This is a genomic window from Nocardioides euryhalodurans (assembly GCF_004564375.1).
GTDB lineage: Bacteria > Actinomycetota > Actinomycetes > Propionibacteriales > Nocardioidaceae > Nocardioides > Nocardioides euryhalodurans.
Genome location: NZ_CP038267.1, coordinates 1,752,478 through 1,772,103 on the forward strand (window position 1 = coordinate 1,752,478; position 19,626 = coordinate 1,772,103).

Below are 19,626 nucleotides of genomic sequence, written 5' to 3' on the forward strand. Positions count from 1 at the left end.
TGGGGTCAGCCCGTGGGCTGAGGTTGTGGCGCGGACGCTCGCTCGGCGCGGAGCATCGTGATCTCGGCCTCGAAGTCGGCAGCCGACTCGAAGGCGCGGTAGACGCTCGCGAAGCGGAGGTAGGCGACCTCGTCGAGCTCGCGCAGCGGGCCGAGGATGGCCAGCCCGACCTCGTGGGCCGGGAACTCGGCGGACCCGCTGAGCCGCAGCGCGTCCTCGACCTGCTGGCCCAGGCACGCCAGGTCGTCCTCGGAGACCGGGCGGCCCTTGCAGGCCTTGCGGACGCCGGCGACGGCCTTCTCGCGGTTGAACGGCTCGGTGGCCCCGGACCGCTTCATCACGGTGAGCTGCATCAGCTCCACGGTGGTGAACCGCTTGCCGCAGCTCTCCGCCGCACACGTACGCCGGCGGCGGATCGCGCTGCCGTCCTCGGAGACGCGCGAGTCGACGACCCGGGTGTCGGTGCTGCGGCAGTAGGGGCAGTGCATCGCGGCCTCCTCTCGGCGTCTGGCGGGTCGACAAGGACACCCTCTGGCGGGGTGTCGGCCTGTGGATCCGGGGTTGTTTCCTGTGGACTAGTTGTCACGTGCTGTGCACCACACACCTGGCCCCTGTGGACTAGATGTGGAGAACCACACCGGTGTAACTACTAGATGTTGTGGTAACCGTACGCCCCGGTCCTACGGCCGCGCAAGCGAACCCGACAATGATTCCAACGCTTTTCGGGGTGGGATCCATCCGCGCAGGTCAGGGCCCCTGCGAGGCCTCCGCGACCGGCGTGTCGGAGCCTGCGGAAACCACCCGGTGGCCTGTTCAGACCACCCGTTCCGGACCATTGCCGGGCCTAGCACGCGGGCGTAGCGTGGACGAGTTCGGGAGATCGAGCCACCCCGGGGGGACACCATGGCCGACCCACCACTCATCCAGCTCGAACCTGGTGGCACCGCACCCGTCGTCCGTTACGACATCCCCGAGCCGACGGGCTACGAGGGCAAGAACTTCATCCGGCTCGACTTCGAGGACGACGTCTTCACCCAGGCCGCCCGCGCGGCCCAGCCGGTCTCGCGTGCCACCCCGCTGGAGAACCAGTCGACCGACCAGGTCCGCACCGAGGTGGCGGCGTACCTCCGGACGGGGAGCTCGCGTCGCTCCGAGCTGCCGTCGCTGCCGGTGACCGTCGCGATGCGGCCGGCCGGCGACACCCCGCTCCCTCCCCCACCCGACATCGACGACGACGTCCTCGACGGCATCGCCGACCAGGTCGCGCAGGGCTTCCACGTCGTCAAGGGCGTCGACCTCTTCGGCAGCCCGCTCATCACCACCGTCCCGGTGCCGCCGCAGCCCGACCCCCACCTCTACCTCGTCGAGACGCTGCGCATGACCTCGTTCCTCGGCGACTACGGGGCGGGGCGGATCGTGAAGACGTTCACCCTGCTCCCGGGCGAGGTCACCAAGATCAGCGTGAAGACCTACCGCCAGCGCGAGAGCACCCGCAAGGACGCCTCGAGCGTGCTCGACTCGCTCACCCAGGAGAGCGCGACCGACCTCGAGAAGTCGCTGACGACCGAGCAGTCGGACCAGCGCTCCTTCCAGCAGACCAAGGAGTACTACGCCGACGCCGAGGCCAGCGCCGGGTGGGGCTGGGGCAGCGCGAGCGTGAAGGCGGGCGTCAAGGGCTCGACCAACGCCGCCCGCGAGGAGTCGGTCAAGAACGTCTCCAACGCGACCGAGAAACACTCCGCCCGCGCCTCGGCGAAGCGCGAGGTCGAGATCAACACCAGCTACGAGGTCACCGACAAGGAGGGCGAGGAGCTGGCCACCGAGCGGCAGGTCGAGAACATCAACCTCTCCCGCACGCTCAACTTCGTCTTCCGGCAGATGAACCAGGAGTTCGTGACGTTCCTCCACCTGACCGACGTCCGGATCGGCTACTTCGACGGCCACGGGTCCTCGCGTCGCGAGTACCCGTTGTCCGGGCTCGAGCAGCTGCTGGCCGAGGTCGTCGACCCGGCCCACCGCGGACCGGTCCGCGACGTGATCCTCGAGCAGCTCTCCGCCGTACGGAACCGTGACGGCGTGCCGATCGACGTCGTCGACGAGGTCGAGGTCACCCCCGGCGACGTCTATCGCCGGTTCGACACCGAGCTGACGGCCGGCTTCACCGACGAGCGCGGCAGGTCGTACGAGGTCCCCGGCGTGCTGCTGAAGGTCGACCGGCGGGTGATGCGCACCGAGGGCGTCATCGTCGAGGCGCTGCTCGGCAACGGTCCGGCCCTCGACGGTTACGCCGAGCAGCTCCAGCAGCTCGAGGTCGAGCGCCGGGAGGCCGAGGTCGCCAAGGAGCAGGCGCAGGCCGCACAGGTGGCTCTCGTCAACCAGGTGATCGATGCGGGGGACGAGACCAAGGGCGCCATCGCTGCGCAGCTGCTGGGGTGCACCTTCGGGTGTCACTGCTGCTGCTGTGCGGACGACAGTGCGCCCGCGGGTGGGAGCGGCGGTGTCTCCCCCGGGCCCGCCGTTCCTGCCCCCCAGCCATGAACGACGTCACGACGGCCGAGAAGGTCCTCTCCTACGGCGACCGCGCCGTCGCGCAGGGCAAGCGGGTCGCGGACGCGCCGCAGAAGAAGGGAGCGCCCAAGGCGCCCGCGCCGCCGAAGGCACCGCCCGCGCACGTGACGGCTGCGCGCAGCGTGTGGCAGAACCAGCTCGCCGGGGTGGTGGGCGGGGCGGCCGTCACGATCGAGGACCTGTCCAAGGCGCCGTCCGCGGCCATCCAGCGGAGCAGCTTCGCGGCCTGGACCAACTCGGGGACCGAGATCTACGTCAGCAAGTCCGCCTCGACCGACGCCAACGCCCTCTTCGTGGTGCTGCACCACGAAGCCGAGCACATCGTGGACTTCCGCAAGAACGGCAACAGGCCGCCGGTGGACTACGCCGCGATGATGAGGTTCGAGTGCACCGCCTACGGCGCCTCGACCACCATGTGCGCCGGGCACGCCAACCCGGACGTCAAGCAGTACGAGCCGCAGATGAAGCGGCTCCGCGACTTGTTCTGCCAGAAGATCACGGCCGTCGAGGCGGCGACCAAGGACCCGAACGAGCGCAACGCGGCGTACCGCACCTTCATGCTCGGCAAGGACAAGCTGCTTCCGCCGCACAAGCTGATCGGCGACCTCTACCGGTGACTCCCGCCACGTCTTCGGGACTCCCCCTGCACGACGTGGCGGCATCGGACACAATGTGCCCGTGGCACAGGGGAAGCGGGTCGGACCGAAGAAGAAGCGGTCGAACCTCCGCCCGGCGACCCTGCTCCTCTCCCTCGGCATCACGGTCGGCGTGATCGCGTGGGGCTACCTGGTCAAGGCCGCGATCGACTTCGGCGTCCAGGCCCGCAACGGCGACCAGGACGCGTGGATCTACCTCGGAGCCGCCTCGCTCGGTGCGGTCGCCTGTCTCTTCATCGGCCTGATGCTGGTGGCGCGGCTGCTGCGCATGCTCGGCATCACCTCCGAGCGTCCTGCTGCCCCCACGACCCCGGCCGAGCCGCCGCGTCCGGTCGGCGGGCGGCGGGCCTCGCGCTGAGACACCTCGCGGCGTGTGCCTGAGAACGGTGCATGCGCCGGTCTCAGGCACACGCGGCGAAACACCGGGGCAGACGCCGCGAGGGGCGGGCCAGCGTGTGGCCCACCCCTCGTCTTCCCCGGCCCACCGGCGGCTGCTGGGGTCGAGTCAGCAGCTGCCGGTGGAAGATATTCAGTTGTGGGTCTGGGGGCCGGTCTAGCTGGTCGGCACCCGCAGCTTCTGGCCGGCGTAGAGGACCGCCGAGTCGAGGCGGTTGAGGTCCTCGATCCGCTCGACCATCGCGTTGACGTCGCCCTCGGTGGTGATGCTCGCCGCGAGGTCGTAGAGAGTGTCACCGGGCTCGACCTGGACGACCAGCGTCGACTCGGGGGTGCCGGGTCGCTCGGTGGCGACGGAGCCGCTGCCCCAGAGCACGCCGAGGGCCAGCACCACCAGCAGTCCGGCGGCGAAGACCACCAGCCGGCCGCGGCGCGTCAGGCGCACCGCGGACGTGATCGTCGGGGTGGGGCTCAGGGTCATCGTGCTCATCGGGACCTCCTGGGGAAGTGGCGGTCAGCCTGTCGGTCGTGGTGTCGATCGAGAGTCTGGAGGTGACCACTGACAACGTCTCCGGAGCCGGTGGATCGACCAGACGTTCGATCGAACACGTGTACGACGGTAGAGCACGTGTTCGAACAGATCAAGGACCTGGCCGAACAAATGTTCGACCGACCCGTCGGAGGCTCAGCCCTGGCGGGCGATCGCCTTCCGACCCTGCGCCTCGACGACCCGCATCGCCTGCTTGGACACCGACGGTGCGACGGCAGAGGCGCGGACCAGGCCGCCGCGCCAGCGCGGGACGCTGAGCAGCACCCGTCGCGAGCCGACGAGCGAGACCGCCTCGCGGGCCACCTCCTCGACGGTGAGGATCCGGCCGCCGGAGTGGGCCAGCCGCGAGCCGAGCGAGTCGTGGGTGTGACCCTCGGTCAGCATCGCGGTCTGCACCACGTCGGGGCAGACCGCGTGGCAGCGCACCCGTCGCGGGGTCTCGGCGTCGACCGAGGCCGTGATCGAGACGACGCCGGCCTTGGTGGCGGCGTAGACGCCGTAGCCGGGGACCGGGCCGAGTCCGGCGAGCGAGGCGGTGTTGACGATGTCACCGCCGCGCGAACCGAAGGCCGACAGCGCCGCCCGCATCCCCCACAGGGTGCCGAGCAGGTTGACCTCGACCAGCCGCCGTACCTGCTCCTCGGACTGCTCCGCGAGCCGGCCGTCGTCGCCGACGCCGGCGTTGTTGAACCACGCGACCAGGGGACCGTGGTCGAGCGCCGCCTCCGCGACGGCCGCGTGCTCGGCCGGGTTCCGTACGTCGTGGGTCAGCCCCTCCTCGGCACCGAGCTCGGCCGCGGTGTCGGCCGCGCCCGCGCCGTCGAGATCGGTGAGCACCACCCCGTGACCCTGCCTCACCATCAGCTCGCCGATCGCGCGCCCGATCCCCCGAGCGGCACCGGTCACGACGACACTCGTCTGCTGCATGGCCGCGGAGTCTGCCACGACACGCCTTTCGAACAGGTGTTTGAAATCCCCGGCGCGGAGTGGGACCCTCCTGCCATGGCGAAGAAGAAGGTCGCAGAGCTGCCCGACGGTCCCCCCGACGCCACCGGGCTGACCGCCCGGCAGCAGAAGGTGCTCGCCACCATCAAGGACGCGATCGAGAAGCGGGGCTATCCGCCCAGCATGCGCGAGATCGGTGAGGCCGTCGGTCTCACCAGCTCCAGCAGCGTCGCCCACCAGCTCAAGACGCTCGAGGAGAAGGGCTTCCTCAAGCGCGACCCGAAGCGGCCCCGGGCGCTCGAGGTGTTCCTCCCCGAGGTGATGGCTGCGCGCCGCAGCCTCGGTTCCGCGGAGGAGACCTCCTACGACGAGACCGGCGTCGGCGACGCGACGCCCGCAGCCTCCTACGTCCCGGTGGTCGGTCGGATCGCGGCCGGCGGTCCGATCCTGGCCGAGGAGCGGATCGAGGACGTCTTCCCGCTGCCCAAGCAGCTCGTCGGCGACGGCCAGCTGTTCCTGCTCGAGGTCTCCGGCGACTCGATGGTCGACGCGGCGATCTGCAACGGCGACTACGTCGTGATCCGCCAGCAGGCGACCGCCGAGAACGGCGAGATCGTCGCCGCCATGATCGACGGCGAGGCGACGGTCAAGACCTTCCAGAGGAAGGCCGGCCAGGTCTGGCTGCTCCCCCACAACGACGCCTACGAGCCGATCGACGGCACTCACGCCACGATCCTCGGCAAGGTGACGGCGGTCCTGCGCAGCCTCTGAGCAGGACCCCCGCCACCGACCTCACATGCCGGCGAGGTTGTTGGTCGCCATCCAGTCGCTGACGTAGACCGCGACGTACCCGAGCAGCGCCAGCGCTCCGATCGCGACCGCCGTGCCACCGGCACCCGCACGCTGCCCGGTACGCCGGGCGTGGGTGCCAAGCAGCATCCCGGCGATGGCCAGCGGCGGGGTCAGCCCGGACCAGAACACCAGCACCAGCAGCAGCCCGGTGATCGACAGCCCGAGGCCGACGGCAGCAGACCGGGTCCCCGCCAGCGTGCGGGGGACGACCAGGCCGAAGACGATCCCCACGGCGACCGCCGCAACGGCGAGGACCACGAGGAACCCGCCGGCGCTGTGGTCGGCCCCGTCGGTCCCGTCGGCGAAGACGCCGAGGGCGGTGAACGCCGCAGAGGTGACCAGTGCGACGGCGGCGGCCGGAGCCACGAGTCGCGAGGTCGGGGTGGCGGAGCGAGATGGTGCGGTGGTGGTGGTCATGACGACTCCTCGAGGTAGGGACTGCTGATGTCCCGGAGTCTCTGCCGTCCGGGGCACCGGGGTCGTCACCCCTGACAGCGAACCCGGATCGCTCTCCCGGACCACGCGGGAGTCATTCCCGGGAGTGACGTCACGGGCGACCGGGCGGGCCTACCGTGTCGTCATGAGGGGACGCGCATGGCTGTCTCGGCACCGGGATCCCGTGATCGCCGCGCTGGCTGCGGTCGGCCTCCTCGGCGAGCTGGCGGTGTACGACGCCGCGGACCTGTCCCGCGCGGCGCCGCTGGCCGCCGTCGCGGCGGGGGCCCTGATGTGGCGTCGTACACAGCCCGTTCCCGCGTTCCTCGCGACCTGGCTCGCTCTCGTGGCCCTGACGCGGTACGCCCCCGGGATCGACAACAGCTCGACGACGTTCGTGCTCATCTTCTTCATCACCCTGTTCTCCCTGGGGGCGCACACGCGCGGGCTCGAGGTGGTCGTCGCCGTGCCCCTGGTCTGCCTGATGACCGCGTGGTTCGTCCTGAACGACGGCGACCCCCTCGCCGCCGGCGACATCGTCTTCGGCACCCTCTTCGTGGGTGGGCCGTGGGCGACCGGGCTGGCGCTCCGGCTGCGCGGGGACCTCGCGCGCGCCAACCGGGAGCTCGTCGTCCAGCAGGAGGAGCGGGCTGCCAGGGCCGTGGCCGAGGAACGGTCCCGGATCGCGCGGGAGCTGCACGACGTGGTGTCCCACGCGATCTCGGTGACCGTGCTGCAGGCCCGCGGCGCCCGACGGACCCTCGACAGCGACCCCGAGGCAGCCCGGCATGCGCTCGACGCCATCGAGCAGACCAACACCGCGGCGCTGGGCGACATGCGACGGTTGCTGGCGGTGCTGCGTGACACCGAGCCCGACGGGCGGGTCGACCCCCACGCCCCTCAGCCCTCGCTGGCCCACCTGGACGACCTCGTCGACCACGTGCGCGCCGCGGGGGTCCCGGTCGCGCTGGAGGTGTCCGGTGTCGACCGCGACGTTCCGCCGGGCGTCGACCTCTCGGCCTACCGCATCGTCCAGGAGGCCCTCACCAACGTGCTCAAGCACGCCGAGGCCTCGCCGACCCGGATCCGCCTCGAGTACGCCGAGGACGCCCTCACCGTGCTGGTGGTCGACGAGGGCAGCCCGAGGGCGATGGCCTCGGGCGAACCCCCCGGGCACGGCCTGATCGGGATCCGGGAGCGCGTTGCCGTCGTGGGTGGCGACGTCGAGGCCGGCCCGAACGGGAGCGGCGGCTTCCGGGTCCGGGCCCGGCTCCCCTACTCGCTGGAGGACTCGTGAGCGAGGCGACGACGATCCGGGTGGTCCTGGCCGACGACCAGCCGCTCGTCCGCGCAGGGCTGCGGATGATCCTGTCCACCGAGCCCGACCTCGAGGTCGTCGGCGAGGCCGGTGACGGCCGGGCCGCCGTCGAGCAGTGCCGGTCGCTCGAGCCACACGTCGTCCTGATGGACGTCCGGATGCCGCTGCTCGACGGGATCGAGGCCACCCGGCCGTCACCGCCCTGCCCCGACCGCCGCGGGTCCTGGTGCTCACCACCTTCGACCTCGACGAGGTCGTCTACGACGCCCTGCGAGCCGGGGCGAGCGGGTTCCTGCTCAAGGACGCACCCGAGGAGCGGCTGACCACCGCCATCCGCGTGGTGGCGGAAGGCGGCTCCCTGTTCGCCCCCTCGGTGACCCGGCGACTCATCGAGGAGTTCTCGCGCCGGGCGCCGCGGACCTCCGTGACCCACGACGTCCTCGACGCCCTGACCGCCCGCGAGCTCGAGGTGCTCCGGCTGATGGCACGCGGCATGTCCAACGGCGAGATCGCCGCGGGACTGGTCGTCAGCGAGCACACCGTCAAGACCCACGTCGCCCGGGTGCTGATGAAGCTGGGGGTGCGCGACCGGGTCCAGGCCGTGGTGCTCGCCTACGAGGCGGGACTGGTCGAACCGACCCGGTGAACGGTCGCGGCTCACCGCCCGCGGGCCCACGAGAAATCGGGCGCTGCCTCGGGGTGTTTCCCGACGCGGATCAGGGGTATACCCGGTATATATTCCCTTCATGAATCGGGGGATTCGCGAACTCGTCCTGCTGGCGGCGCTCTACGTCGGCTACTCCGCCTCACGGCTGTTCGCCGACGACGCCTTCGCGCCGGCGGCTGACCGCGCCCGCTCGCTGCTCGGCCTCGAGCGGGTGGTGGGCCTCGACCTCGAGCACGCCCTGACCGGCTGGTTCGTGGCCGTGCCGCTGGTCGGGCTGGCGGCGAGCTTCTGGTACGCCACCCTCCACTACGTCGTGACGGCCGCGGTGCTGGTCTGGCTCTACCGCCGGGGGGCCGCGAGCTACGTGCCCGCCCGGCAGGCGCTCGCGGTCGCGACCATCCTGGGGCTGGTCCTCTACCTGCTGGTGCCGATGGCGCCGCCCCGGCTCCTCGACGGGTACGTCGACGTCCTCGCCCTGCATGCGGACGTGGGCTGGTGGGGTGCGGAGGCCTCGGCCCCGAAGGGGCTCGGCGGGCTGACCAACCAGCTGGCCGCCTTCCCCTCGCTCCACGCCGGCTGGGCGCTGTGGGTGGCGCTGGTCGTGCAGCGGCACGTCCGGCGGCCCGGCCTCCGGGCGCTCGGGTGGTTCTACGCCGCGGGGACGGCCGTGGTCATCGTCGGCACCGGCAACCACTGGGTCCTCGACGCGGTCGTCGGCTGGATCGTGGTGCTCGCGGCCTGGGAGATCGCCGGGCAGCCGGCAGGTGAACAGGCCGTGACATCCACGGCCGGGGCGTCACGCGGCGCCACCCCGCTCGTTGAGGGGGCGTGACCACCGCACTCCCCCGCCGTACCGTCCTGGCCTCGGGCGCCACCGCAGCCGGCGCCGTCACCCTGGCCCCGGCCCTCCCGACCGCAGCCGCGGGCGGCCGCCGGCGCCGGGTCTTCGCCCACGGCGTCGCCTCCGGCGACCCGCTCCCCGGCGGGGTCGTGATCTGGACCCGGGTGACGCCCACCAGCGCCGCCAGCCCCGGCTCGGGCCGCGGACCGCGCGTCACGGTCCGGTGGGAGGTCGCCCGCGACGCCGGCTTCCGCGACGTCGTCCGCCGCGGCACCTTCGCCACCGGTCCCAGCCGAGACCACACCGTCAAGGTCGACGTGACCGGGCTCCGGCCGGCCACCTGGTACCACTACCGGTTCACCTGGGACGGTGTCCGCAGCCGCACCGGCCGCACCCGGACCGCCCCGGCGACCCGCGCCACCCCGCGCAACCTGCGCCTCGGGGTCGTCTCCTGCGCCAACTGGCAGGCCGGCTGGTTCTCGGCCTACCGGCACCTCGCGAAGCGGGACGACCTGCACGCCGTTGTCTGCCTGGGCGACTACCTCTACGAGTACGCCCCCGGCGAGTACGGGATGGGACAGGGCAACGTCGACGTACGCCGCCACGACCCGCCCCGCGAGATGGTCGACCTCGGCCACTACCGGCGGCGGCACGCGCAGTACAAGACCGACCCGGACCTGCAGGAGCTCCACGCCGTCGCCCCGTGGATCGTCACCTGGGACGACCACGAGGTCACCAACGACCAGTGGCGCCGCGGCGCGGAGAACCACCAGCCCGGCGAGGGCGACTACCTCCGCCGCCGCGCCCGCGCCCACCGGGCCTACGACGAGTGGATGCCGGTCCGGCTCTCCGGGACGGCCGACCTGCGCGACGGCACGCGGCTCTTCCGCAGCCTGCGCTTCGGCCGGCTGGCCCAGCTCTCGATGCTCGACCTGCGCACCCACCGAAGCCAGCAGGCCGCCGACCCGACGACCGTCTCCGACCCCAAGCGCACCATTACCGGGCGCCGACAGATGGCCTGGCTGCGCGGCGCGCTCGACCGGCGGCCGCAGTGGAAGCTGGTCGGCAACCCCGTGATGATCGCGCCGGTCGACTTCGGCACGCTGCCCGACGCCCTCACCGGCGCCGTCCGCGACGTGACCGGGCTGCTGCCGGAGGACGGCGTGCCCTACAACACCGACCAGTGGGACGGCTACACCGCCGACCGCAACCGGGTCTTCGCGCACATCGCCGACCGCGGCCTGCGCGACGTCGTCTTCGTCACCGGCGACATCCACTCCGGCTGGGCGTGCGAGCTGCCCTACGACGCGGCGACGTACGCCTACGAGAACCCCGCCCGCCGCACCGCCGGCGTCGAGTTCGTGTGCAGCTCGGTGACCTCCAACAACCTCAAGGACATCACCGGCGACCCGACCGGTGCGACGAGCACCGCGGTCGAGGAGGGGATCCGGGCGAACAACCGGCACGTCCGCTACCTCAACTTCGACGACCACGGCTTCTCGGTCCTCGACCTGACGCCCGAGCGGGCGCAGATGGACTGGTACGTCCTGACCGGGCCACGCGACGACCGCTCGGCCGGGATCCGGCACGAGACGTCGTGGCGGACCCGCTCCGGGACCGGCCGGATCGAGCAGGTCGACACCCCCGTGGGGGGCCCGGCATGACCGACCTGAGCCGACGTACGCTCCTCACGACCAGCGCCGGGACGGTCGTCGCCACCACCCTGCTGCCCGGCGGCCGGGCCGCGGCCGCACGCGGCCGCAAGCGGGCGTACGTCCTCGTCGTCGACGGCTGCCGGCCCGAGGAGGTCTCGCCGACGCTGACCCCGACGCTCGCCGGGCTGCGCGATGGCGGCCTCCACCACCCGGCGGCCACGTCGCTGCCGATCATGGAGACCATCCCCAACCACGTGATGATGATGAGTGGCGTACGCCCCGCGCGCAGCGGCGTGCCCGCCAACAGCGTCTTCGACCGCGAGCTCGGCGAGACCCGCACCCTGGACCGCCCGCGCGACCTCAAGGTGCCGACGGTGCTCGAGCGGCTGGGTCGGGCCGGCTTCACGACCGCGACCGTGCTCAGCAAGGAGTACCTCGTCGGGATCTTCGGGCGGCGCGCGACCTACCGCTGGGTCCCCGACGCCTACGTCCCGGTCTCCGGCCACGTTCCCGACGTCTTCACGATGGACGAGACGCTCTCGATCATCGAGGAGCACGACCCCAACCTGGTGTTCGTCAACCTCGGCGACATCGACCGCTTCGGCCACTCCGACGTGACCGGCGGCGACGTGCGCCTGCTGCGACAGGCCGCCCTCGTCGACACCGACCGGCAGGTGCAGCGGCTCGTCGACCACCTGCAGGACACGGGCGCGTGGCGCGACTCGGTGGTGATCGTGCTGGCCGACCACTCGATGGACTGGTCGCTGCCCGGCGGCCGCATCAGCGTCGGTCCGGCCCTCGGGGCGGACCCGCTGCTGGCCGGCAAGGTCGCGATCGCCGAGAACGGCGGCGCGGAGCTGCTCTACTGGCTCGGCCGACCACGGCTCCGGGACGAGGCGATCGGGCGGATGCAGCTGGCGGCACGCTCGGTCGACGGCGTGATCCGCGCCCACCGGCGCGACGAACCCTTCCTCGGGCTGGGCCCGGAGGCCGGCGACGTGGTGCTCTACTGCGCTGCCGGCCGCCGCTTCAGCGAGGACCCCACCTCCAACCCGATCCCCGGCAACCACGGCCACCCGGCGACCAGACCGATCCCGTTCTTCATCGCCGGCGGCCACCCGCTCGTGCCGCGGGGCCGGACGTCCTCGCGCGCGGCGACCACGATGGACGTGGCGCCGACGCTGTCGCGGTTCTTCGGCGTCGGCGGGCCGCCGGGTGGGTACGACGGGCGGAACCGACTGCCCTGAGGCTGTCCTCGTGCGTGAGGCGCCGGACCCGGGCGGCCCGTCGGGGATATTCTCGGCACCTCACCCCCCGCCCGGCTAGGACAACCCCCATGAGTACTCGCCTCCTCCCGGCTGCCGTCGCCGGCCTGCTCGCCGTCTCGCTCCTCGGCCTGGCCCCCGCGTCGGCCTCCCCACCCGCGGTGCCCGTCCCGGACGCCCCGGCCACGGCTCCACAGTCGGACCGCCAGGCGGCGGTCGACGCGCTCGCGGCCGTCGAGGCCCTGGCCGCGAACGACCCATCCCGGGCTTCGCGCCGCCAGGTGACGGGTCGTCCGGACGTCACGATGGCGCTCAACCAGCTCCTACGGGTGAGGGCAGACCTCACGCCCGCCGAGAAGCGGCGGGCCGACGCCCTGCTGGCACGCCCGACCGCCGACGGCGGTGACGGCTTCCTCGACTACTCCGTCCCCGAGGCGACGCCGGTCTGCGGCCCGGTCATCTGCATCCACTACGTCACCACGACCGCCGACGCGCCGCCGCAGGACAGCAACGACGGAGACGCGATCCCCGACGCGGTCCAGCAGGCCCTCGCCACGGCCGAGTCGGTCCACGGGACCTACACCGGCGCCGGCTACCTGCGCCCCGACTCCGACGGCACCCTGGGCGGCGGGTCCGACCAGGTCGACGTCTACCTCGGCGACCTCGGCAACGCCGGCTACTACGGCTACTGCACGACCGACCAGCCCGGCGACACCGGCCCGTGGAACCGCTGGGCCTACTGCGCCATCGACGAGGACTTCTCGACCGACGACTTCCCGGAGAACACGCCACTGGAGAACCAGCAGGTCACGCTCGCCCACGAGTACTTCCACGCCGTCCAGTACGCCTACGACGCGTACGAGGACCCGTGGTTCCTCGAGGCGACTGCCGCGTGGGCCGAGGACGAGCTGTTCGACGCCGTCGACGACAACCGGCAGTACCTGCCGTCCGGGCAGCTGGGCCGGCCGTACCTGCCGCTGGACCTGTGGGTTGCCGGGGATTCGATGCACTACGGGAACTGGCTCTTCTTCCGCCACCTCACCGAGCGCTGGACCGCCGAGACCGGCGGGCTGCCGACGATCATGGTGGAGCTGATGGAGCGCCTCAGCGGCCGGACCGGTGACCCGGACCAGTACTCCACGCAGGCGATCGCCGCCGAGCTGGCCGAGCGCGGGACCTCCTTCGGCGCCGTCTACGCCCGGTTCGTCACGGACAACCGGGCCCCCGCCCGGGCCTACTCCGAGGGGGCCCGCTATCGCCCGGCCGCGCCGCTGCGGACGTGGCGGCTCCGCGCGGACCGGCGTCGCACCGGCCTGTACGAGATCCGGATCGACCACCTCAGCAACATCCCGCTGCGCTACCGTCCCGGCTCCGGGACCAGCAGGCGTGGCTGGAAGCTGCGGCTCCAGGTCGACATGCCGGCCGGTGCCACCGCGCCGGCGGCCCGGGTGGTGAGCTTCCTGAAGGGCGGCGGTGTCTCGACGGAGACGATCCGGCTGTCGAGCACCGGCAAGGGCGCCCGGACGGTCCCCTTCAGCTCGCGCCGGGTCCGGTACGTCGAGCTGGTGCTGATCAACGCCAGCCGGCGGACGAGCTGCTGGACGTACCCGTACGGCGACAGCGCGTCGGTCGCGTGCAACGGCACCCCGCGCGACGACAACGTCCGCACGCTCTTCAGCGCCAGCATCTCGCGCTGAGGCCCGCCGCCCGACCCGGTCAGCCCGCAGCGAGCCGCTTCAGCGCCTGCCGGACGACGGCGGGGTCGCTCGTCGTCCACATCGGCGGCAGGCTCGCCCGCAGGAAGCCGGCGTAGCGGGCGGTCGCGAGCCGCGGGTCGAGGACGGCGACGACGCCGCGGTCGGTGGTGGTCCGGATCAGCCGGCCCGCACCCTGCGCGAGCAGCAGCGCGGCGTGGGTGGCCGAGACCTCCATGAAGCCGTTGCGACCCTCGCGGTCGGCCGCCTTGGCCCGCGCCGACATCAGCGGGTCGTCGGGGCGTGGGAAGGGGATCCGGTCGATCAGCACCAGCTGGCAGGTGTCGCCGGGCACGTCGAGGCCCTGCCAGAGGCTGAGCGTTCCGAACAGGCAGGTGTGGGGGTCGCCCACGAACTGCTTGGCCAGCTCGGGCAGCTGCGCGTCGCCCTGGGCCAGCGTCGTGAGGTGGGGCAGCCGCTGGCGTACGGCCTCGGCAGCCGTCTCGGCGGCCCGCCGGCTGGAGAAGAGCCCCAGCGTCCGCCCGTCGGCCGCGTCGACCAGCTCGGCGATCTCGTCGAGCTGGGCCGGGCCGAGACCGTCGCGGCCGGGCGGGGGCAGGTGGCGGGCGAGGTAGAGGATCGACTGCGTGCCGTAGTCGAACGGCGAGCCCACGTCGAGCCCGCGCCACGGCACCACGCCGTCGGACTCCTCGGCCGACTCCTCCGAGGGCTTGAGCCCCAGCGAGGTGGCCACCGCCCCGAAGTCGCCGCCGAGCCGGAGCGTCGCGCTCGTGAAGACCACGGTCTTGTCGGCGAGCAGCTTGTCGCGCATCTGCCCCCACACCTGGAGTGGTGCGACGTGGAGCCGCGGCGGCATCCGGTCGCCGCCCTCGGAGAGCCAGAGCACGTCGGCGGCGTTGCGCGCCGCCATCCGCTCGGCGGTCGTGAAGATCTCCTGGACGGTGCCGCGCGCCTGCTGCCGACCCGCGTCTCCCTCGCCCGCCTCGCTCTCACGGGGGTACGCCGACAGGCACGCCCGTGCCGCGTCGCGGACCAGCACCAGCGCATCGGAGAGCTGGTCGGGGACCGAGTCGAAGCGACCGGGGGTGGCCTCGGCGATCGCGGCCGCCAGCGCGTCTCCCGCGTCGGCGAGGTCGTCGGCCTCGGAGTCGACGTGTCGTTGCGACCGGCGGGCCGCCCGGTCGACGTCGGAGGCGGCCAGCTCGTCGGTGGCGGCCTGGGTCACCCGGGACGTCAGCTCGTGGGCCTCGTCGATCACCACCACGTCGTAGTCGGGGATCATCGGCACCCCCTCGATGGCGTCGATCGCCAGCAGCGAGTGGTTGGTGACGACGAGGTGGCTGCGGTGGGCCTGCTCGCGTGCCACCTCGACGAAGCACTCCTGCCCGAAGGGGCACTTGCTGGCGCCGAGGCAGTCGCGGTGGCCGACGCTGACCTGCCGCCACTCCCGGTCGGTGTGGCGGGGCGCGCCGTCGCGCTCGCCGCTGCCGCCCGACTCGGCCTCCTGCTCGGCCCATGACCGCAGCTCGAGCACCTTGCTCGCCATCGACCCCTGGGGCACGTCGACGAGGGTGCCCTGGTCGTCGGGGACGCCCTCGCGGATGCGGTGGAGGCAGGCGTAGTTGGAGCGGCCCTTGAGCACGGCGAAGGAGGTGTCGACCCCGGGCTCCTCCCCCACCGCCTCCATCAACCGCGGGATGTCGCGCTCGACCAGCTGGTGCTGGAGCGCGAGCGTCGCCGTGGCGACGACCACCCGGTCGCCGTGGAGCAGGCTCGGGACGAGGTAGGCGAGCGACTTGCCGGTGCCGGTGCCGGCCTGGACGAGCAGGTGCTCGCCGTTGCCCATCGCCCCGGCGACCGCCTCCGCCATCGCCACCTGCCCGTCGCGCTGCTGCCCGCCGAGGGCGCCGACCGCGCGCGCCAGCACCTCGGGGACGGACGGCTGGGGGTCGGGCACCCGAGAAGAGTAGGCGTCCCCACCCACGGTGCGGCGACCACGTCCCGGTGGGAGCATCGACCTGTGGAGGAGCGCGAGCAGCCGGACCCGATGGTGGCGCGGGCGGAGGCCGACCCGCACCGCCCGGCGTACCACTTCGTCGCCCCGGCGGGGTGGCTCAACGACCCCAACGGCCTGGGCCGGCGCGGCGGGACCTACCACCTCTTCTACCAGTACAACCCGGACGCTCCTGTCCACGGCGCGATCCACTGGGGCCACGCCACGAGCCCCGACCTGCTGCACTGGACCGACGAGCCGGTGGCCCTCGCCCCCGACACCGCGGCCGACGCGGACGGCTGCTGGTCGGGGGTGCTGGTCGACGACGGCGGCGTGCCGACGCTCGTCTACTCCGGGCACGTGGACGGCCGCCAGCAGGCGTGCCTCGCGGTCGGCACCCCCGACCTGCGCCACTGGACCAAGGACCCCGCCAACCCGGTCCTCACCGGGCCGCCACCCGAGCTGGACGCCCCCGGCTTCCGCGACCACTGCGTCTGGCGCGAGGACGACGGCTGGCGGATGCTCGTCGGCTCCGGCGTCGGCGGCCGCGGCGGGGCGGCCCTGCTCCACCGCTCGCCCGACCTCCGCTCCTGGCAGTACGTCGGTCCGTTGCTGGTCGGCGACGCCGGCGACCCGGCCCCGGGGGACCCGGCCTGGACCGGCTCGCTCTGGGAGTGCGTCGACCTGCTCCGGCTCGACGACGGGCCGGACGTGCTGATGTTCTCGGTCTGGGACGACGACGTCCTCCACCACGCGCTCTGCTGGACCGGCACCTACGCCGGCGACCGCTTCGAGCCGGCCGCCCTGCACCGGCTCGACCTCGGCGGGCCGACCTTCTACGCGCCGCAGTCGTTCCGCGACGACCGGGGTCGTCGGGTGGTGATCGGCTGGCTCCAGGAGGGGCGGCCCGAGCCGGCGTACGTCGAGGCGGGCTGGGCGGGCGCGATGTCGCTCCCCCGGTTGCTGACCGTCGGCGCGGACGGCGGCGTCCACCAGGAGCCGGTCGAGGAGGTGGCCCGGCTGCGGACCGACCTCCTCCACGACGGGCCGGCGGGCGACGGCGTCCTCGACACCGTTGCCGGCGACCAGCTCGACCTCGAGCTCGACGTGCTCCTCCCACCCGGCAGTGCCGTCGAGGTCGCCGTCCGGCGGTCACCGGACGGCGAGGAGCAGACGGCGTACCGCCTGACCCGCGGGGAGGACGGCACGGCGACCCTCTCCCTCGTGGGGACCGCACACTCGGGCGAGGTGCCTGCGGGCGACGACCGGGTGCCGCTGCGGGTCTTGGTCGACCACTCCGTCGTCGAGGTTTTCGCCGGTGGGGTCCCGCTCACGGCCCGCACCTATCCGACACGAGCCGACGCGCTCGGGGTCGCCGTCACCACCGCCGGCGCCGGGGCCACCCTCCGCGCGTGGCGGCTCGACGGGGTCTGGGAGCGACCTCGCTCGCGCCGCCCGTGAGCAGCCGGGTTCAGACCACCGCGCCGGAGTCGTCCGGGCTGCGCTCCTGCCTGACCTTCTGCTCCCGCGACATCGGCGCCTTCTCCTGGAGGTACGTCAGCAGCGGGGTCGCCATGAACACCGACGAGTAGGTGCCGACCACCAGGCCGACGAGCAGCGCGATGGCGAAGTCCTGGAGCGAGTCGCCGCCGAGGAGCGCGAGCGTCGCGAGGATGAACATCGCCCCCAGGCCGGTGTTGACCGTGCGCGGCACCGTCTCGATGCAGGCGCGGTTGGCGACCTCGTTGAAGCCCTTGTCGCGGGAGGCGCGCCAGCGCTCGCGGATCCGGTCGAAGACCACCACGGTGTCGTTGACCGAGAGACCGACGATGGTGAGCGCCGCGGCCAGGAAGACCGCGTCGATCGGCTTGCCGAGCCAGGCGAACAGACCCACCACCAGCAGCACGTCGTGGAACATCGCGACCACCGCAGCCACGCCGAAGGTCCACTTGAAGCGGATCGCGAGGTAGAGCATCTGGGCCAGCAGCGCGATGCCGAACGCGAGGAGCGCCTTGTCGCGCAGCTCGTCACCGAGGGACGGGCCGATCTGCTGGTCGTCCTCCTTGGTGACGTCGCCACCGATCTCTGCGAGGGCCGCCTCGATCCGGTCCTCGTCCTCGTCGGAGAGGACGCCGGTGCGGACGGTGACGTCCGCGGTGTCGGCACCCTGCACCACGGCCTCGGGGAAGCCGGCCGCCGCGATCGCGTCGCGCGCCTCGTCGACGGTGACCTCCTCCGACAGGGAGTAGTCGAGGGTGCGGCCACCGGTGAACTCGATGCCGAGGTTGAGGCCCTGGGTCACGATACCGGCCACCGCGATCGCCATCGCGGCCAGCGACGCGGCCAGCCAGGTACGGCGGCGCGCCATCAGGTCGGGGTTGGTGCGGTCGAGCCAGGCGCGGACCTTGCTGACGTAGCCGAGGCCGGTGAACCTCGGGCGCCGCGCGACCCACGGGATCGACACACCCACCTCGGTGAGCATCCGGGCGATCACCAGCGCCGAGATCATCGACGCGACGACACCGATCGACAGCGTCACACCGAAGCCCTGGACCGGGCCGGTGGCGAGCACGAAGAGCAGCCCGGCCGCGAGCAAGGTCGTGACGTTGGAGTCGATGATGGCCGACCAGGCCTTGTTGAAGCCGATCCCGAGCGCGCGGCGGACGCCGGCCTTGGGGGCGTCGTCGTACTCCTCGCGGGCCCGTTCGAAGACGAGCACGTTGGCGTCGATCGCCAGGCCGATGGCCAGGACGAACCCGGCCAGGCCGGGCAGCGTGAGGGTCGCGCCGAGCGCGAGCAGCATGGCGTAGGCGATGAGGGCGTACGACGCCAGCGCGACGGTCGCGAGGAACCCGACGAACCGGTAGACGAGGGTGATGAACAGGCCGGTCAGGATGATGCCGATCAGGCCGGCCTCGAAGGAGGCGTCGATGGCGTCCTCGCCCAGCGTGGGGCCGACCAGGCGGTCGGAGATGAGCTCCAGCGGGAGCGGCAGCGCGCCGCCCTCGATCAGCGCCGAGAGCTCCTGGGCCTCGGCGAGGGTGAAGTCTCCGGAGATCTCGGTCGAGCCGGTGATCCGGGAGCCGCAGGGCACCTGCACGCCCGGGCTGGAGATCACCCGGTCGTCGAGGACGATCGCGATCCGGTTCTGGGCGCCCTGGGCGCAGGCGGCCTCCGCGGACAGCTCGCCGAACGCGTCGGAGCCCTCGCCGTTGAAGTCGACGTTGACGACCCAGCGGACGGAGTCCTGCGGCTGGGCGGCCTCGGCGCCGGAGATCTGGTCGCCCTGCAGGGCCACCGGACCCATCTCGATGACGTCGCCCTGGTCGGTCGGCAGGACCAGGTTGCCCTCGGCGGAGGGCTCGGCCTCCGCGTCGGCCACGGTGCCGACGACCGGCCGGATCTCGAGCTGGGCGGTCTGGCCGATCCGCTCCTCGGCCGCGGCCGCCTCATCCTCGTCGGTGATGCCGGGGAGCTCGACCAGGATCCGGTTGTCACCCTGGCGGGCGAGCGTCGACTCGGCCACGCCGAGGGCGTCGACGCGTCCGCGCAGCACCTCGAGGGTCCGGTCGACGTTCTCCGGGGTCGCCTCGGTGTCCTCGGTGCTCTGCACCTCGAAGATGAACTGCGCGCCTCCGCGCAGGTCCAGCCCCAGCTCGGGCTCCTTGTTGACGGCGATGGCGCCGGCACCGGCCAGGATGCCGATGACGAGCAGGAGTCGGAGCAGGACACCTCGGGACATGAGGCGCATCATCCCCCGACGACCTCGG

At 72.6% G+C, this 19,626-nt stretch carries 17 protein-coding genes and 1 pseudogene; 11 read left to right on the top strand and 7 right to left on the bottom strand.

Going from position 1 to position 19,626, the window contains the following annotated elements; genetic code table 11:
- Positions 1-5 precede the first annotated feature (5 nt).
- Positions 6-488, bottom strand: coding sequence for a transcriptional regulator NrdR (gene nrdR / locus EXE57_RS08225; protein ID WP_135076223.1), 483 nt, complete (start codon positions 486-488; stop codon positions 6-8).
- A 415-nt stretch (positions 489-903) separates the two neighbouring features.
- Here nrdR and EXE57_RS08230 point away from each other — a divergent pair, with 415 nt between their 5' ends.
- From EXE57_RS08230 to EXE57_RS08240, 3 genes are all read left to right on the top strand, one after another.
- Positions 904-2,538, top strand: coding sequence for a hypothetical protein (locus EXE57_RS08230; RefSeq protein ID WP_135076226.1), 1,635 nt, complete (start codon positions 904-906; stop codon positions 2,536-2,538).
- Positions 2,535-3,185 carry a hypothetical protein gene (locus EXE57_RS08235; RefSeq protein WP_135076229.1) on the top strand — a complete coding sequence of 217 codons (651 nt, stop codon included), beginning with the start codon at positions 2,535-2,537 and terminating at the stop codon, positions 3,183-3,185. The genes EXE57_RS08230 and EXE57_RS08235 overlap by 4 nt, the downstream gene beginning before the upstream one ends.
- A 61-nt stretch (positions 3,186-3,246) precedes the next feature.
- On the top strand, positions 3,247-3,582 hold the full coding sequence (locus EXE57_RS08240; RefSeq protein ID WP_135076232.1) for a hypothetical protein: 336 nt from the start codon (positions 3,247-3,249) through the stop codon (positions 3,580-3,582).
- 195 nt (positions 3,583-3,777) lie between these two features.
- Here the strand turns inward: EXE57_RS08240 and EXE57_RS08245 are convergent, their stop codons facing one another.
- Both EXE57_RS08245 and EXE57_RS08250 read right to left on the bottom strand, forming a co-directional pair.
- Entirely contained in the window at positions 3,778-4,110 is a 333-nt protein-coding gene (locus tag EXE57_RS08245; RefSeq protein ID WP_135076235.1) for a LysM peptidoglycan-binding domain-containing protein, read from the bottom strand.
- A gap of 195 nt (positions 4,111-4,305) precedes the next feature.
- Positions 4,306-5,097 (bottom strand): SDR family oxidoreductase, encoded by a 792-nt coding sequence (locus tag EXE57_RS08250; RefSeq protein WP_135076238.1) that lies wholly within the window; start codon positions 5,095-5,097, stop codon positions 4,306-4,308.
- Between the two features lie 75 nt (positions 5,098-5,172).
- Between EXE57_RS08250 and lexA the strand changes: the two genes are divergently transcribed.
- On the top strand, positions 5,173-5,886 hold the full coding sequence (lexA, locus tag EXE57_RS08255; protein ID WP_135076241.1) for a transcriptional repressor LexA: 714 nt from the start codon (positions 5,173-5,175) through the stop codon (positions 5,884-5,886).
- A gap of 21 nt (positions 5,887-5,907) precedes the next feature.
- Here the strand turns inward: lexA and EXE57_RS08260 are convergent, their stop codons facing one another.
- Positions 5,908-6,384: a hypothetical protein gene (locus EXE57_RS08260; protein ID WP_135076244.1), complete on the bottom strand. Its 477-nt coding sequence runs from the start codon at positions 6,382-6,384 to the stop codon at positions 5,908-5,910.
- A 163-nt stretch (positions 6,385-6,547) separates the two neighbouring features.
- Between EXE57_RS08260 and EXE57_RS08265 the strand changes: the two genes are divergently transcribed.
- Positions 6,548-7,699: a sensor histidine kinase gene (locus EXE57_RS08265; protein ID WP_135076247.1), complete on the top strand. Its 1,152-nt coding sequence runs from the start codon at positions 6,548-6,550 to the stop codon at positions 7,697-7,699.
- Here the strand turns inward: EXE57_RS08265 and EXE57_RS20165 are convergent.
- Positions 7,678-7,857, bottom strand: coding sequence for a hypothetical protein (locus tag EXE57_RS20165; protein WP_244247126.1), 180 nt, complete (start codon positions 7,855-7,857; stop codon positions 7,678-7,680). The genes EXE57_RS08265 and EXE57_RS20165 overlap by 22 nt on opposite strands.
- Here EXE57_RS20165 and EXE57_RS08270 point away from each other — a divergent pair.
- The 5 genes and pseudogenes from EXE57_RS08270 to EXE57_RS08290 all read left to right on the top strand — a co-directional run bounded on the left by EXE57_RS08270 (position 7,771) and on the right by EXE57_RS08290 (position 13,845).
- Positions 7,771-8,366: pseudogene (locus tag EXE57_RS08270) on the top strand (LuxR C-terminal-related transcriptional regulator). The gene EXE57_RS20165 and the pseudogene EXE57_RS08270 sit on opposite strands and share 87 nt — an antisense overlap.
- A gap of 100 nt (positions 8,367-8,466) precedes the next feature.
- Positions 8,467-9,219, top strand: a complete 753-nt coding sequence (locus EXE57_RS08275) for a phosphatase PAP2 family protein (RefSeq protein ID WP_135076250.1) — start codon at positions 8,467-8,469, stop codon at positions 9,217-9,219.
- Positions 9,216-10,892, top strand: a complete 1,677-nt coding sequence (locus EXE57_RS08280; protein WP_135076253.1) for an alkaline phosphatase D family protein — start codon at positions 9,216-9,218, stop codon at positions 10,890-10,892. Before EXE57_RS08275 ends, EXE57_RS08280 begins: the two co-directional genes overlap by 4 nt.
- Entirely contained in the window at positions 10,889-12,130 is a 1,242-nt protein-coding gene (locus tag EXE57_RS08285; protein WP_135076256.1) for an alkaline phosphatase family protein, read from the top strand. The genes EXE57_RS08280 and EXE57_RS08285 overlap by 4 nt, the downstream gene beginning before the upstream one ends.
- Before the next feature lie 89 nt (positions 12,131-12,219).
- Positions 12,220-13,845: an MXAN_6640 family putative metalloprotease gene (locus EXE57_RS08290; protein ID WP_135076259.1), complete on the top strand. Its 1,626-nt coding sequence runs from the start codon at positions 12,220-12,222 to the stop codon at positions 13,843-13,845.
- Positions 13,846-13,864: 19 nt separating this feature from the next.
- Here the strand turns inward: EXE57_RS08290 and EXE57_RS08295 are convergent, their stop codons facing one another.
- Positions 13,865-15,877 (bottom strand): ATP-dependent DNA helicase, encoded by a 2,013-nt coding sequence (locus EXE57_RS08295; RefSeq protein WP_135076262.1) that lies wholly within the window; start codon positions 15,875-15,877, stop codon positions 13,865-13,867.
- A 6-nt stretch (positions 15,878-15,883) separates the two neighbouring features.
- Between EXE57_RS08295 and EXE57_RS08300 the strand changes: the two genes are divergently transcribed.
- The gene (locus tag EXE57_RS08300) at positions 15,884-17,317 is read left to right on the top strand and encodes a glycoside hydrolase family 32 protein (protein WP_208543011.1); all 1,434 of its coding nucleotides are present in this window, start codon (positions 15,884-15,886) and stop codon (positions 17,315-17,317) included.
- 10 nt (positions 17,318-17,327) lie between these two features.
- On the opposite strand, the gene secD is transcribed toward EXE57_RS08300, so the two are convergent.
- Entirely contained in the window at positions 17,328-19,598 is a 2,271-nt protein-coding gene (gene secD, locus EXE57_RS08305) for a protein translocase subunit SecD (protein ID WP_135076265.1), read from the bottom strand.
- Positions 19,599-19,626 lie beyond the last annotated feature (28 nt).

Bases quoted from the DNA above. Each gene is read 5' to 3' on its own strand.
- lexA (WP_135076241.1), top strand. From the start codon at position 5,173: ATGGCGAAGAAGAAGGTCGCAGAGCTGCCCGACGGTCCCCCCGACGCC.
- EXE57_RS08230 (WP_135076226.1), top strand. From the start codon at position 904: ATGGCCGACCCACCACTCATCCAGCTCGAACCTGGTGGCACCGCACCC.
- secD (WP_135076265.1), bottom strand. From the start codon at position 19,598: ATGTCCCGAGGTGTCCTGCTCCGACTCCTGCTCGTCATCGGCATCCTG.
- EXE57_RS08290 (WP_135076259.1), top strand. From the start codon at position 12,220: ATGAGTACTCGCCTCCTCCCGGCTGCCGTCGCCGGCCTGCTCGCCGTC.
- nrdR (WP_135076223.1), bottom strand. From the start codon at position 488: ATGCACTGCCCCTACTGCCGCAGCACCGACACCCGGGTCGTCGACTCG.
- EXE57_RS08260 (WP_135076244.1), bottom strand. From the start codon at position 6,384: ATGACCACCACCACCGCACCATCTCGCTCCGCCACCCCGACCTCGCGA.
- EXE57_RS08275 (WP_135076250.1), top strand. From the start codon at position 8,467: ATGAATCGGGGGATTCGCGAACTCGTCCTGCTGGCGGCGCTCTACGTC.
- EXE57_RS08295 (WP_135076262.1), bottom strand. From the start codon at position 15,877: ATGCTCCCACCGGGACGTGGTCGCCGCACCGTGGGTGGGGACGCCTAC.
- EXE57_RS08245 (WP_135076235.1), bottom strand. From the start codon at position 4,110: ATGAGCACGATGACCCTGAGCCCCACCCCGACGATCACGTCCGCGGTG.
- EXE57_RS08235 (WP_135076229.1), top strand. From the start codon at position 2,535: ATGAACGACGTCACGACGGCCGAGAAGGTCCTCTCCTACGGCGACCGC.
- EXE57_RS08265 (WP_135076247.1), top strand. From the start codon at position 6,548: ATGAGGGGACGCGCATGGCTGTCTCGGCACCGGGATCCCGTGATCGCC.
- EXE57_RS08250 (WP_135076238.1), bottom strand. From the start codon at position 5,097: ATGCAGCAGACGAGTGTCGTCGTGACCGGTGCCGCTCGGGGGATCGGG.
- EXE57_RS08285 (WP_135076256.1), top strand. From the start codon at position 10,889: ATGACCGACCTGAGCCGACGTACGCTCCTCACGACCAGCGCCGGGACG.